This is a genomic window from Neobacillus mesonae (genome assembly GCF_001636315.1).
GTDB lineage: Bacteria > Bacillota > Bacilli > Bacillales > Cytobacillaceae > Neobacillus > Neobacillus mesonae.
The window spans coordinates 4,094,695-4,108,356 of the sequence record NZ_KV440949.1 but is presented as its reverse complement, the minus strand read 5'-3'; the positions used below and the strand labels follow the sequence as shown (position 1 = coordinate 4,108,356).

13 protein-coding genes and 1 pseudogene are annotated in these 13,662 nt (G+C 38.4%); 2 read left to right on the top strand and 12 right to left on the bottom strand.

Annotated features, from left to right (window positions below):
- Positions 1–219 precede the first annotated feature (219 nt).
- The 6 genes from yhbH to queG all read right to left on the bottom strand — a co-directional run bounded on the left by yhbH (position 220) and on the right by queG (position 7,344).
- Positions 220–1,386: a sporulation protein YhbH gene (gene yhbH, locus A6749_RS19165; protein WP_066394233.1), complete on the bottom strand. Its 1,167-nt coding sequence runs from the start codon at positions 1,384–1,386 to the stop codon at positions 220–222.
- A gap of 283 nt (positions 1,387–1,669) precedes the next feature.
- Complete coding sequence (locus tag A6749_RS19160; RefSeq protein WP_066394231.1) at positions 1,670–3,565, bottom strand: PrkA family serine protein kinase; 1,896 nt, start codon at positions 3,563–3,565, stop codon at positions 1,670–1,672.
- A gap of 340 nt (positions 3,566–3,905) precedes the next feature.
- Positions 3,906–4,655, bottom strand: a complete 750-nt coding sequence (gene nfsA, locus A6749_RS19155) for an oxygen-insensitive NADPH nitroreductase (RefSeq protein ID WP_066394229.1) — start codon at positions 4,653–4,655, stop codon at positions 3,906–3,908.
- A gap of 35 nt (positions 4,656–4,690) precedes the next feature.
- Positions 4,691–5,182 carry a tRNA (uridine(34)/cytosine(34)/5-carboxymethylaminomethyluridine(34)-2'-O)-methyltransferase TrmL gene (gene trmL / locus A6749_RS19150; protein ID WP_066394227.1) on the bottom strand — a complete coding sequence of 164 codons (492 nt, stop codon included), beginning with the start codon at positions 5,180–5,182 and terminating at the stop codon, positions 4,691–4,693.
- A 71-nt stretch (positions 5,183–5,253) separates the two neighbouring features.
- On the bottom strand, positions 5,254–6,123 hold the full coding sequence (locus tag A6749_RS19145; RefSeq protein WP_066401057.1) for an amidase domain-containing protein: 870 nt from the start codon (positions 6,121–6,123) through the stop codon (positions 5,254–5,256).
- Between the two features lie 90 nt (positions 6,124–6,213).
- A complete protein-coding gene (queG, locus tag A6749_RS19140) occupies positions 6,214–7,344 on the bottom strand; it encodes a tRNA epoxyqueuosine(34) reductase QueG (RefSeq protein ID WP_066394218.1) in 1,131 nt (376 codons plus the stop codon).
- 120 nt (positions 7,345–7,464) lie between these two features.
- Here queG and A6749_RS19135 point away from each other — a divergent pair, with 120 nt between their 5' ends.
- Both A6749_RS19135 and A6749_RS19130 read left to right on the top strand, forming a co-directional pair.
- Positions 7,465–8,136 (top strand): B3/B4 domain-containing protein, encoded by a 672-nt coding sequence (locus A6749_RS19135; RefSeq protein ID WP_066394216.1) that lies wholly within the window; start codon positions 7,465–7,467, stop codon positions 8,134–8,136.
- 290 nt (positions 8,137–8,426) lie between these two features.
- Positions 8,427–9,164 carry an HAD family hydrolase gene (locus A6749_RS19130; RefSeq protein WP_066394205.1) on the top strand — a complete coding sequence of 246 codons (738 nt, stop codon included), beginning with the start codon at positions 8,427–8,429 and terminating at the stop codon, positions 9,162–9,164.
- Between the two features lie 164 nt (positions 9,165–9,328).
- Here the strand turns inward: A6749_RS19130 and A6749_RS19125 are convergent, their stop codons facing one another.
- The 6 genes and pseudogenes from A6749_RS19125 to A6749_RS19100 all read right to left on the bottom strand — a co-directional run bounded on the left by A6749_RS19125 (position 9,329) and on the right by A6749_RS19100 (position 13,616).
- Positions 9,329–9,844 (bottom strand): DUF3189 family protein, encoded by a 516-nt coding sequence (locus A6749_RS19125; protein ID WP_066394202.1) that lies wholly within the window; start codon positions 9,842–9,844, stop codon positions 9,329–9,331.
- A gap of 82 nt (positions 9,845–9,926) precedes the next feature.
- Positions 9,927–10,148, bottom strand: a complete 222-nt coding sequence (locus A6749_RS19120) for a DUF3231 family protein (RefSeq protein ID WP_066394193.1) — start codon at positions 10,146–10,148, stop codon at positions 9,927–9,929.
- Positions 10,149–10,313: 165 nt separating this feature from the next.
- Positions 10,314–10,721: pseudogene (locus A6749_RS19115) on the bottom strand (NUDIX hydrolase).
- Between the two features lie 18 nt (positions 10,722–10,739).
- Positions 10,740–11,951: an MFS transporter gene (locus A6749_RS19110; RefSeq protein WP_066394191.1), complete on the bottom strand. Its 1,212-nt coding sequence runs from the start codon at positions 11,949–11,951 to the stop codon at positions 10,740–10,742.
- 24 nt (positions 11,952–11,975) lie between these two features.
- Positions 11,976–12,434: a 2-thiouracil desulfurase family protein gene (locus tag A6749_RS19105; protein ID WP_066394188.1), complete on the bottom strand. Its 459-nt coding sequence runs from the start codon at positions 12,432–12,434 to the stop codon at positions 11,976–11,978.
- A gap of 168 nt (positions 12,435–12,602) precedes the next feature.
- Positions 12,603–13,616, bottom strand: a complete 1,014-nt coding sequence (locus tag A6749_RS19100; protein WP_066394179.1) for a serine hydrolase domain-containing protein — start codon at positions 13,614–13,616, stop codon at positions 12,603–12,605.
- Between the last annotated feature and the right edge of the window lie 46 nt (positions 13,617–13,662).

The following is a 13,662-nucleotide window of genomic DNA, read 5'->3' as shown; positions in this document are numbered from 1 at the left end:
TTTAAACCGGTTTTATTATTGTTATTACAAGCTGCTAGTCCAATCGTAAGCATCGCTGTTAAAGCTACACCTGCTGACTTCTTTATCACCCGTATTACCCCCTTTTGCAAAAAGAATGATTTCTTCTTGCACTCCTATTTTTTATTTTTTTCGTTCAAAGTATTAATGGTAATAAACGCAAAAAAACAGGTGTCAGGCACCTGTTTCCAATGCTATCGCTTATGCGTACATTTTTTCTTCTTCTTTTTGGAAAAAGCTCTTCATAGCGTGGAATACATCAGCTTTTTGTTTGAGGATGTAGTAACGGAAATGTTCATCTTTGATGTTTTTATAGGCAGACATTAGGGTCGAGTGACGATTGTACTGATTTACCTCACCGTAGCCGAACATGTTGGAGATCTTCATTAACTCCTCGACCAGCTTTACACAGCGGGCATTATCAGATGTTAAGTTATCACCGTCTGAAAAATGGAAGGGATAAATGTTAAATTTCCGTGGATTATATTTCGCATCAATAATTTCCAATGCTTTGCGGTAGGCCGAAGAACAAATCGTTCCGCCGCTTTCTCCTTTAGAGAAAAAGTCTTCTTCAGAAACAACCTTCGCTTCTGTATGGTGAGCAATAAATTCTATTTCCACTGTTTCATACTTTGTTCGTAAGAAGCGGGTCATCCAGAAGAAAAAGCTGCGGGCCATATATTTTTCCCATATTCCCATTGAACCGCTTGTGTCCATCATTGCAATGACAACAGCTTTAGAATCAGGCTTCACTACCTCATTCCAGGTTTTGAATTTTAGATCGTCCTTGTAAATCGGATGGAATGCCGGCTTGCCGCTCATCGCATTTCGTTTAAAAGCAGACATCATCGTGCGTTTTTTATCAATGTTCCCCATTAATCCCGTTTTTCTAATATCATTAAACTCAATGTTTTCAATTAGGTGTTCCTGCTCTTCTTTTTTCTTTAAATTCGGCAGTTCCAGTTGTTTAAACAATGCTTCCTCCAGTTCCATTAATGAAACCTCTGCTTCAAAATAATCTTCTCCAGCTTGGTCTCCGGCACCCTGCCCTTTACCGGGACCTTTTTGTCCGCTTGACCCATCGCGTGCCACTACATCACCAACTTGACTGTCACCGTCCCCCTGGCCCACGTGCTTGTTTTTGTCATAATTATATCGAATTTTGTACTCGTCTAATGAACGAATCGGAATCTTTACCACATCGCGACCATTAGACATAATGATACTCTCTTCTGTAATTAAGTCGGGAAGATTATTGCGGATTGCCTCCTGGACTTTTTCCTGATGGCGCTGCTGGTCATCGTGGCCTTTACGGTGGAGGGACCAATCTTCTTTAGAGATCACAAACTGATGGTTATTGACAGTCATTTTAACCCCTCCTTATAAATTTTTTTAATAAAACATGCACACATTTTTCACAAAGTCATACAATAACGCGAGTGTAAAAATTCAGGCAAAAGATAGATTACTTTATCCTATGCAGAAAGCGAGAATAATTTACAAATAATTAAGACAAATGGTTTATTGCCTATAAAAATGGACAAGCATACATATTTTTGGATATACGTACTTAATTAACAGGCGAATACTTTAGAAAAAAACAGACTGGCAGATTCTTCCGCCAGTCCTTCATTTTTTACCACAAGCATTTTTAACGGTTTAACAAGCTGCCAACATAACGTAATAATTCATTTGCTGATGTTGAATTATAACCATGTTCATCAATTAAGCGGGCCACAACGTCATTAATCTTCTTCAGCTGCTGCTCATCTGGTGTTTTCGTAGACGTTGTGATTTTGACTACATCCTTCAGATCTGCGAACAGCTTCTTCTGGATTGCTTCACGAAGACGGTCATGGGAATTATAATCAAACCGCTTGCCTTTTCTAGCAAAGGCGGAGATTCTGATCAAAATTTCCTCCCTGAATGCTTTCTTTGCATTCTCAGAAATACCAATTTGCTCTTCAATGGAACGCATAAGCTTCTCATCTGGATTAATTTCTTCACCGGTTAATGGGTCACGCAGCTTTGCTTTATTGCAGTATGCTTCCACATTATCAAGGTAATTGTCCATTAATGTCTTAGCAGACTCTTCATATGAGTACACAAATGCCTTTTGTACTTCTTTTTTGGCAATATTATCATATTCTTTTCGTGCGATTGAAATATAGTTCATATAACGCTCGCGCAGCTCGTTTGTAATTGATGGATGCTGGTCAAGACCGTCCTTAAGCGATCTTAATACATCAAGTGCATTAATTGATGGTACGTCTTTGCGAATAATTGTCGAGGAAATCCGGTTAATCACATAACGCGGGTCAATTCCGCTCATTCCTTCATCCGGGTATTCCTTCTTCAGTTCATCGACATCCGCTTTGTTAAAGCCTTCCACACTTTCTCCGTCATACAAGCGCATTTTCTTCACAAGGTCAATATCGCCCTTCTTCGGATCCTTTAAGCGGGTAAGAATCGTAAACATCGCCGCCACTCTTAACGTATGAGGAGCAATATGAACATCCGCCACATCACTTTCACGAATCATTTTTTCATAAATTCTTTCTTCCTGGGACACTTTTAAATTGTACGGAATTGGCATGACAATAATTCTGGAATGAAGTGCTTCATTTTTCTTATTGGAAATAAAAGAGCGGTATTCCGTTTCGTTTGTGTGGGCGACGATTAACTCATCAGCACTTATGAGCGCAAATCTCCCCGCTTTAAAATTACCTTCCTGGGTTAATGACAGCAAATGCCAAAGGAACTTTTCATCACATTTTAACATTTCCTGAAATTCCATCATCCCTCGGTTTGCCTTGTTCAATTCCCCGTCAAAACGATAGGCACGCGGGTCAGATTCAGAACCGTATTCAGCGATCGTTGAAAAATCAATACTTCCAGTTAAATCGGCAATATCCTGCGATTTCGGATCTGACGGGCTAAATGTTCCAATCCCGACACGTTTGTCTTCAGAGAAGAAGACTCTTTCCACTAATACATCCTCAATTCTGCCGCCGTACTCCTGTTCAAGCCGCATCATGTTAAGCGGTGAAAGATTACCCTCAATGCGGACTCCATACTCATCATAGAAATCCTGTCTCAGATGATGAGGAATTAAATGGAGCGGGTCTTCATGCATTGGACATCCTTTAATCGCAAAAACCGAGCCGCGGTCGGTCAGCGAGTATTTCTCCAATCCACGTTTTAACATTGTGACAAGCGTTGATTTTCCTCCGCTGACGGGACCCATCAGAAGCAGAATTCGCTTTCTGACATCGAGCCTTTTGGCAGCAGGGTGAAAATATTCCTCTACCAGCCTTTCAAGTGCTTCTTCAAGCCCAAATAATTGATGACTGAAGAAATTATAGGTTTTCGCCCCCTTCTCTGCTTCGATTCCAGCATCTTTAATCATATTATAAACTCGAGAATGTGCTGACTGTGCTACCCATGGCTTTTCCTTTAACAGTTCTAAATAATCCGCAAACGAACCTTCCCAGCGAAGTTTTTCCTCTTCTTCACGAAACATCTCGATTTTTTTTAAAATATCCATAATACCCTCCCCCTGTAGCTTAATCAGAGACGATTAATATACTCTATGCGCCTTATCAATTGAACATGCGTGACCAAGAAGTAATCGACTATTACTTTTTTGTTTTCTTTCCATCTTGCCCTTTTCATTTTTCAAAGATAGGCTATAATAAAACTATATGTAAAAATGAAAATCTGATGACGAAGGGGGATTTACATAACAATGAGCTTATTCCTAATCCTTTGCGTAATGGTAGCTTTCTTAGCAGCAATATTTACTTCAGGGTTTAATGACAAACCAGGTACAAAATAAATAAAAAGTATAGCCAAAAGGACCGCTTATCGGATAAGCGGCCCTTTTTTTATCTTAAATTCAATTTATTTTTTTGAACAAATTCTTTCATATACATTCTTGTTTGTTTAGACAGCATGTTTGCCATCTGCTCTGACCAGCGATCCTGACGTTTACCATTTGTCCGCTCATAATAATAGTGTGAAATAATTTCATCATAATTTTGAAGTTGATCCAGATATACCTCTTGATTCTGCTCGTATTCTTCTTCATGATAAATATGTTCCAATGGTAATCTCGGTTTTTTTTCGGTTATTTTTGAAGGATAGCCTACGGCAAGCCCAAACAGCGGGATCACTCTTTCAGGAGTTTTTAAAATCGCTTTTACCTCTTCTAAATGATTGCGCAAACCACCTATGTAGCATATTCCCAACCCCATGGATTCAGCCGCAATGGACGCATTTTGTGCTGCTAATGCCGCATCAATTAATGCCACCATAAATTTTTCGGTACTTTCAAGAGTTGGGATGACTTCCATTTGTTCCTGTTCGCCTATAAGCGTATGGCGGTAAAGATCGGCGCAAAAAACAAAAAAGTGACCATTGTTGGCAACATATTCCTGGTTTCCAGCAAGCGCAGCCAGCTTTTTCTTCTTCTCTTTGTCCTTAACCCCAATAATGGAATAGGCTTGAATAAAGCTAGAAGTTGCCGCAGCCTGAGCACAGGAAACAATAGTTTTGATCTGCTCGGCGGTTAACGGCTTGTCCTCAAAATGTCGAATCGAGCGATGATTAAGAATGGTTTCGATTACTTCGTTCATATGGTTAGAACTCCTTTCTGATAAGAAAAAAAGGCCTAGCATTCAGGCCCTTTTTCGATTAAGTTTGGATAGTTTTGCTGTCTTAGTGCCTCATAAACAAGAATGGCTGCAGTATTTGACAGATTTAATGAACGGACGTTTTCATTCATTGGAATCCGCAATGACCGGTCGTAGTTTTGTTCAATTATCTCTTTCGGAAGACCTGTTGTTTCGCGTCCAAAAATAAAGTAATAGTCTTTCTTCCTATCGCTGTAATCAAATGAACTATGCTGTTTTTCGCCTAACTTTGTTAAAAAAAAGAACTCACCGCCGGCATTTTGTTCAAAAAATTCATCTAAGGAATCATAATAAACAATATTAACAAACTCCCAATAGTCTAAACCGGCCCTTTTCAACATTTTATCATCGGTGGAAAACCCTAATGGCCGAATTAAATGTAAAGTGGTATCGGTTGCTGCACAAGTGCGGGCAATGTTTCCGGTATTAGAAGGAATTTCCGGCTGGAATAATACAACATGCACTGACACGTTTCTCACCTCGAAAAAAACTCTACTTGCAATTATACCATTATCATACTCCTGTTCAAGACTTTAGGTTTTCAGCCGTCGATAATGTTGTAGAACCTGTATTTAATATTCGGTGTATAGGCGGAAGAATCTTCATAGGCCCAATACCTCATCCGGCTGTTATAAGTATTGGCATTCACCAAAGGCATTCCATTGGCATCTTTGCCCGTCACTATTGTATTATGATTAAACCGGCCATCGCCTTCGAAATCATAGCAAATCACATCACCCAGGTTCAACTGCTCAGGACTGCTAACCTGCTTTGCTTTAAGCCCGCTCTTGGAATTCCCTAAATAGTTCTTCAACGAATGGGCGACTGCCCAGCTGTAGCTCCAATTCGTATGCTGGTACCACCAGCCCGTGCCGCGGTTGGGATGCCCTCTCATCGGTGCCTCGCCCGCTCTGAGGCATTGTGAAATATAATTGGTGCAATTATTTTCAAATTTTTTATATGCCGGATTATACGTATTCCACCAGCGTTCGGCATATTGCACCGCCTTGAGACGATCGTATTGGTAGCTAATGCGTTCCTCAGGCTCTGAAGCATTTTGAATAGAGAATGAGTCATTTTCCATTATTGGCGGCTTAACCTCCTCATCCATAATAAGGGCGCCTTTATAGAACTTTGCTACCCTCTCCTCTGTCTCTTCTTCCAGATAAAGACTGCCTCTCTGTTTAATCAAATATTGATAATGCGCGAGATATTTTACCTTTTGAAATTCTTCTTCATTTGTAGTGTCAATTATGTTTCCGGCCGCTTTTGCCTTTACAATTTCAGCAGATCTTTTTAACAGCGACTCCAGCTTTATCTCAGCCTTTGAAAATAGATCTCTTGCATTCCGCTCGTTACCGACAAACTGTTGAACCCTGAATTCAAATAGCTCTTGAAGTGCCTTCTCCATTTTGGAAAAATCAGCTCCTTTCTCTTCATACATATGAAAGAAAGGAAATTTTAACATAAAAAAAAAGCAGGGAGTAAACGTCTGCCCTTTTTAAGAAATCAAAGATAATCCTTTTTCAATTTCCTGAAGTACTTCCAGGTCGGTTTCAGATTCCTTTGCTCGCTTTAACGCTTCTAAAGCCTGCTCCCCGCCAATTTTTCCAAGTGCCCAGGCAGCGGTCCCTTTGGCAACAGGGCTTGCTTCCTTCTCCAATACTTCGATTAAATCAGGAACAGCAGTTTCATCTTTAAAATGGGCAAGGGCAATCATCGCATTCCGCTGAATTGGCTTTTTCCCGCGCCATGCCCCTGAGACTTGCCCAAACTTCAGTTTAAATTCACGGTTGCTTAATTTTAATATTGGCGTGAGCAACGGCTTAGCGACTTCCGGATTTGGTTCCATTTCATCATGAAAATGAAAATCCTTACCCTTGTTATAAGGACAAGCCGTCTGGCAGGAGTCGCAGCCATAGACACGGTTTCCGATTTTGTCCCGAAATTCATCAGGAATCAATCCTTTTGTCTGGGTTAAAAAGGAAATACAGCGCTGGGCATTGATTTGCCCCCCTTGCACCAAAGCACCTGTCGGACACGCATCGAGGCACTTAGTGCAAGAACCGCATTGGTCTTCTACTTGTGTATCTGGTGCAAACGGAATGCTTGTAATCATTTCGCCAATATAAACATAGGAGCCAAACTCCGGTGTAATCACCGCACAATTTTTCCCGCTCCAGCCGATTCCCGCCCTTACCGCTACGGCCCGGTCCGAAAGTTCGCCGGTATCGACCATGGATTTCAACCGTGCATCCGGTACTTTTGTTAAAATAAATGCCTCCAGCTTCTGAAGTCTGTCCTTGATAATATGATGATAGTCCAGGCCCCAGGATGCCCGGCAAAAGATCCCTCTTCTTTCTCCCTTCTTACTTTCCACCCGGATTTTCATTTTTGCCGGGTAAGCGAGAGCTATGGAGAGGATCGACCGTGGTTCCTCCAGCAGCAAAGCAGGATTGGTCCGTTTCTCGATATCAGGTTCTTCAAACCCTGATTGATAGCCCAACTCCTGCTGGCGAATCAGCCGGTTTTTCAATTCTGTAAAGGGATCGGCTGTCGTAAAGCCGATTTTATCAATGCCGATAGTTTTACTGTAGGCGATAATTTCTTGTTTTAGTTTGTTAACGTCCAAGGTTAGTCCCCTCCTTTCCTTGAAATGAAAAGCAGTGCAGATCTATTTAAAAATCACATATTATTAGCTGTCCATCAATTTATGATAAACTATTTTTAATGAAATTTGGAGGTGGGATTGTTGGAAATTCAACTTTCGCCGGAATTATCGGAGCTGATACCTGATTTTAAATTAGGTGTAATTGAATATCAAAATATTACGGTCGGGGATTCCCCGCAAATGTTAAAAGGGCGGCTTCAGCTATTTCAAGAATCCATCTATTTTGAGCTTGAGAATAAAAATGTAACCGAGCTGCCAGGTATACAAGAATGGCGGGCCATTTTTAAAAAGACCGGCAAGGACCCTAACCGTTACCGTCACTCTGCAGAGGCATTATATCGACGGGTAAAAAAACAAAATTACCTAAATTCTGTGCAAAGTGCCACCGATTTAAATAATTTTTTCTCCCTGCAGTATCAGGTGCCGATGGGTGTCTATGATGCCGATTTGACGGAAGGCCCCGTGGAAATTCGAATTGGCGGGAAAAATGAAGAATACATAGGTCTAAATGGGCGGGTAAATTCACTGCACAGACTGATTATATCATCAGATCAGAAAGGGCCATTTGGAAGTCCCTTTGTCGATTCGGAGAGAACTGCAGTAACAAACAATACAAAAAATGCAATGCAGCTTATCTATTTACGACCGTCAACTAACTTAGAAGAAGCAAATAAACTAACAGAATCTTTAATGAATATGTTTGTACAAATCAGCGGCGGGGAAGCCAGCTATAGAATACTTGGATGCGATTAAAGCATCCTTTTTTTAATAAAAAACGCAATGCATCGTTCTATTTTGAAACGATACACTGCGTTGTTAATATGTATGAAGCCGGTAACCGACTTTTTTAATATACATACTTTTTCGAAAACCGTCAAGTATTTTTCGACATTTTTTGTCGAATAATTCCCGTAGCCAAAAATGGCTAGAATATAATCCTTCCACTACATCAGCACTATTTTAAAAAAGGATTGGCTGTTATATCATCGTTCCCAAAGTCATTCATATATTTAATTTACACCATTCGTTAGGGGGGATTGGTCATGAATCAACAAACCTTAATATTGGATTTAGACGATACGCTGATCCACTGCAATAAATACTTTAAACAGGCGGGAAATGAATTTGCAAAACGTATGAAAGAATGGTTTAAAAATATCTCCGTTAAGGAAGTTAAACAAAAGCAGTTAGAATTTGATTTAAAAAGTATTAATAAGCATGGGCTTCACTCTTCACGTTATCCAGAATCGCTGGTCACAACATATCTTTATTTTTGTAAGCAATTTAATAAAGGGCTAAAAGCAAACGAAATCGAACAAGTTCGCAAGATTGGGGAAAGTGTATTCAAAATTGAAGTAGAACCCTTTCCGGAAATGTATGAAGTGTTAGATAAGTTAATAGAAGATGGCCATCATCTGCATTTATTTACAGGCGGCGACCATAAAAACCAATATCGAAAAATTAAGCAATTAAAGCTCGAGCCATATTTTCAAAATGGCGTCTTTATTTTTGAACATAAAAACCAGAAAGCCTTAAAAAAGGTGTTAAGAAAAATTAACTCCGAAAAGAAATCTACGTGGATGATTGGAAATTCTCTGAAAACGGATATTAAACCGGCATTAGATTTAGGAATTAATGCGGTCCATATACCCGCGGAAATTGAATGGAGCTATAATATCGTGGATATTGACATGGAACCAAACAGTACTTTTGCCGAACTTACCTCAATCCTACATTTACCGGACTATTTAAAAGAACATCATTTTTATCGAGCAATGTAATGCCCACTGGAAAACGGCTAATCCTTGATGATTAGCCGTCACTAATTCCTTCATAAAAATATCTATACTTTTGGTATCTGGGTTGTCTTGAGTTGAAGGTAGTCTTTAGGTGAATTATGGATATTTTTAAAAGGGAATTGTAATTTTTATTATTGTATCTACTATTAATTTTTAAACATTTCATTTTCTAAAATAATGACCTTTTCCTGAAAGCCGGATTTTCCAATTTCCTTCGTATTTTGAACTAAACGAAAGACATTATCACAGCACTGCTTAGCCCCTTTAACCAAAAACGGAATACCGATCATATCTATTTTTAATCCTCTTGAAAAGAATCCGCCAATTGACATAGCCAGTGGTACGGTTGGTGAAGTATTGGAGAAAATTATCTTTTCCTGAAATTGAAATTTGTCCTGAAGCAATAAAATCATTTCTTTTAAGGCTGGGACAACAAGTTTGTTTCGTTTTCTCCCGATCGTATAAACAGGGTTATTGTCTTCGTCGACTCCATGGAAAATCAGCTTTCCAAAATCCTCATGATCCAATTGATTAAAATAAGGCATATCTAAAATTTGCTCAGTGGTTAATTTCACTTCTGATTGTGGCAATTTTTTCAAATGATATGCTGCTGCCATGGATGTGGTATGTGTCCCGCCATAGTCGTTATAAATATAAATCATCGAAATCATCCTTTACGGTTTCAATAACCATTTATTCGCCTTGTTTTGCCAGCTCGTCTCGATCCGTGGCCATAGGCGGCTGTTATGGAATAGGATACTTTTCCTTATTAAATATTTCAGCTAAAGTTTTCACATTTCCTTGAGCAAGCTCTAAACCATGTTTGATTAAGGGTTTAATCTCTTCATCTTCCACTTTAGATAAAAAGTATTTTAACTTACATGAGATTGCACTATCATTCATATAAGAGGCCCAAAGGGATGTAATCTCCGCCGCTGTAAGCCTTACCTGCTTTCCAGTCTCCATTGCTAACCTCCATGTATTTAAACTTTCTTTTTAGCTAAAATATCCCCTATTTTTGAAAAGAATATGTAAATAACGTTTAACCTAAAAAACCACCTTACTGTTTTTATCACAGTAAGGTGGTTAGCGCACTCAGCTCTCAAATGGTCATTTAGAACAGAAAGTTCTCTAAAATTCAACTAAAAAAGGCTGAAGATTGTCATTTAAGCAATACTCAATTCTTTGCCTAAAGTTTTTCCATGTGACCATTTCTAATGCCTTTTGAATTGAGAAAAAACCAACCTCTAAACTCTCACTGCTAGTGATTAACTCTCCTCCAACCGGTTTACCTAAAAATAATGTATTACAAATTGTTTCATTTACATTTTGAAATATTCCGCAGAATTTAATATTCTCATTATCTATGCCGGATTCCTCTTATGTTTCTCTAATAGCAGCAGCTTTCAATGATTCCCCTTCTTCCACCTGCCCGCCAGGCATTTCCCATCCCCGGCGAGGTCCCTTAATTAATAAAATTTCATTTTTATTGTTTAAAACAATCGTAGCTGCTGAAACAATATGTTTAGGTGGTTGCATTTTCAAATCCTCCATAACTTATTTAAAAACTTTCCTTTTTCCTGCTTGAACTAATGACAACGATAAAATTGCGGAAATAAAGATTAGGATGGAACCAAAAATATAGACTGCTCGAACTCCGATATAGTCCGCAATCAAGCCCATTAATAATATGGAGAAACCAGTAACAATTGATAGCAGGATTCCCTGTGATGCATATACCTTCGGCAGGTGTTGTGATTCAATATTTAATTGAAAGGCAGTTTGTTGAGCAACATCCCTAATCTGATATGCCGGCCCCATGGCAACGCACAGAAAAAGTGCAAGTATAGGGACGCTTGTCAGCCCATAAATTAAAGTAAAAAGGCTAAATAATAGCGAACCGACCGCCATACTAACAATCAAATGCCTCTGAATCAAGTTGGCAAGCAGCAAGGTGAGTAAACCGCCAATAATAGATCCTATGGAATAACTTGCATTAACGAAGCCCCACCATTGCTCTCCTCGATTTAATGCCTCTTTTACATACACCAGTGTGATTGCGCCAATCCAAATGGAACCAGCTGCCCCCTCAATTACATCCATTAATGTAACCATTCTTAACGTTTGATTATGCCAAAGTAAAGCCCAGCCTTCTTTGATTAATTCCCACTTTGATTGGTTTACTTGTGCTATTCCTTCCTCCTGAGCGGTATATTTTGATGTATGAAAAATACACAATACAGCCATCCATATTAATACTGCATTAAAAAATAAAGTAGGGTGATGCCCCCAATGTATGACAGCAAAGCCGGTAAAACTATATCCAGCTATTTGTGCTGATTGTGTTGTAACTGATATTGAACTGTTTGCTTTTACAAGATGGTCTTTAGCTACTAATTTAGGAATAATTGAATTAAGAATCGGCTTCTCCAAACCACCTATAAAGGAAATGATTAACACATGAATAAGCAGCACATAAATATTTCCAGTAATATGTTCAAAACTTACAAGTAATAGCGTTATTAAAATAGCCCTTATACATGGAAGACTTCTCAATAATTTAGAAAAAGGAAGCTTTCTTAGAACTAACGGAAATACCAAACCTGCAACTAAATTAGCCATAGCTTGGAGTAAAGGAAACAATGAAGCAATCAAGGCAGAAGCGGTTTTTTGATAAATAAATGTGGTGATCACCATTATGTAAATAACTTCAGCAAGTGCTAAACTGGTTTTGCCAACCAAGAAACTATAAAATGGAACCTTATTCATAACATCTCCTGTTATTTCACAATATTAAAGGAAATCTTTAAGAAATTTTTCCTCTGATATTACTTTTACTCCATTTCTTTTAAGAAGAGCTGAAGTAACTCCATTTCCCACAATTTTCTTTCCCTTAAATTCGCCATTATAAATCATAGAGCTTCCGCAAGAAGGACTATTCTCTTTGAGAACGACTACTGATGCATTTATTTCTTTCGCTTTTTTTAATGCTGCGTAAGCTCCTTTAATGTATAATTCAGTTACATCTTTGCCTGATTTCTCTATAACTGCCGCCTTACCATCTAGTACATCCCCGCCGTCTCCACCTACGATTTCAGCGGGTTCCCTTGGAGTTGAGAATCCTCCTAGTAATTCAGGACAAATTGTAACAGCTTTATTTTCATCTACTAATTTATGTATCTCTTTGTTTAAACTATGCGTACTATTGTACCTTACCTCTACCCCAGCTAAGCAAGAACTCACTAAGATCATAAATAACCCCTTTCCCTTAAAATTGGATATTCTCTTTTCTATTTAAATGTATTTTAATAATTCTATATCTACTGCATCAAAATATCCAATATCCTCTTTTAAGTCCCATAGCTTTATTTCGGATGTTTCCGCATTTTATTTAAATGGTTGTAACTCATATAAATATTCCTATACACACTCCGAAACAACGTCCCCAAATCCTCTAATATCCGACAAATAATCATAACCGGGAGTTGATCCAAATCTATTAAACATACGAACTGCAACAATATCATGCTTAGGAATAACCAACAATGCTACATTTGTATAGCCCAAAATTTGATATGCCCCCTTTGGCACAAGATCGCCAATTTCCGTTCTCTTTGCAGGTAACTCCTTAACAAACCATAAAAAGCCATTATGAGGTAAATCAGTATTCAATAGCTTTGGACTTTGTAAGGTTGTTGCTAGTTTTAAAATTTCCTTTGAAACCATTTGCTTACCATCGATAAAACCTTGCCTTAAATGGATGTACCCCCAATAAGAGAGCTCCCGGGCAGATACGTACATATTCTTCTTATCTCCGTCTGCTCCTTTACTCTTAGACCAAAACTTATCATTTTGTTCTTTGATAACTTGTACCAATTTCTCATTTGGTTCGTCATACCAGCCGGTTTCCCTAAACCCTAAAGGTTTAAAAACTTCTTCATTTAGGATTTGTGCTATCGTTTTTCCTGTTGAGTTTTTAAAAATTTGTGTTAATAATTCAATATTTATATCCCGATATGCCCAACTTTGTCCTGGAGCAAACTCCCTGATTAATTTCCCGTCTATTGTATTTAAACCATGGGTATGTGTTAACAGATGTCTAATTGTTATTTTTTTTAGAAATTCTTCATTTGTAAAAGATAAATATTTTGTAATAGGATCATCGATAGAATCAATAAAACCGTTGAATACTGCATATGCTGCAGCAAATCCAATATAACTTTTCCGAACTGAAGCTACATGATACTGTGAGTCTTCATGAATAGGTCTTGCATTGGGATCTTTTGAATGCTTTCCCCAGTATTCCTTGGTGACAACTTTGTCGTTATGTATAACCATTACACTTGCCCCGGAACAATCGAGAGCTTGTGCCGTATTTTTTACATGTGTTACTACTGAAGCAAACCGATTATTTAATTTTCTATCTAACATCATACTCTTCCTTCATTTACAATTTGGATATAAATTAATTTTATGATTG

Bases quoted from the DNA above. Each gene is read 5' to 3' on its own strand.
- yhbH (WP_066394233.1), bottom strand. From the start codon at position 1,386: ATGACTGTCAATAACCATCAGTTTGTGATCTCTAAAGAAGATTGGTCC.
- A6749_RS19160 (WP_066394231.1), bottom strand. From the start codon at position 3,565: ATGGATATTTTAAAAAAAATCGAGATGTTTCGTGAAGAAGAGGAAAAA.
- nfsA (WP_066394229.1), bottom strand. From the start codon at position 4,655: ATGAACGAAGTAATCGAAACCATTCTTAATCATCGCTCGATTCGACAT.
- A6749_RS19145 (WP_066401057.1), bottom strand. From the start codon at position 6,123: ATGGAGAAGGCACTTCAAGAGCTATTTGAATTCAGGGTTCAACAGTTT.
- A6749_RS19130 (WP_066394205.1), top strand. From the start codon at position 8,427: ATGAATCAACAAACCTTAATATTGGATTTAGACGATACGCTGATCCAC.
- A6749_RS19125 (WP_066394202.1), bottom strand. From the start codon at position 9,844: ATGATTTATATTTATAACGACTATGGCGGGACACATACCACATCCATG.
- A6749_RS19120 (WP_066394193.1), bottom strand. From the start codon at position 10,148: ATGGAGACTGGAAAGCAGGTAAGGCTTACAGCGGCGGAGATTACATCC.
- A6749_RS19110 (WP_066394191.1), bottom strand. From the start codon at position 11,951: ATGAATAAGGTTCCATTTTATAGTTTCTTGGTTGGCAAAACCAGTTTA.
- A6749_RS19105 (WP_066394188.1), bottom strand. From the start codon at position 12,434: ATGATCTTAGTGAGTTCTTGCTTAGCTGGGGTAGAGGTAAGGTACAAT.
- A6749_RS19100 (WP_066394179.1), bottom strand. From the start codon at position 13,616: ATGATGTTAGATAGAAAATTAAATAATCGGTTTGCTTCAGTAGTAACA.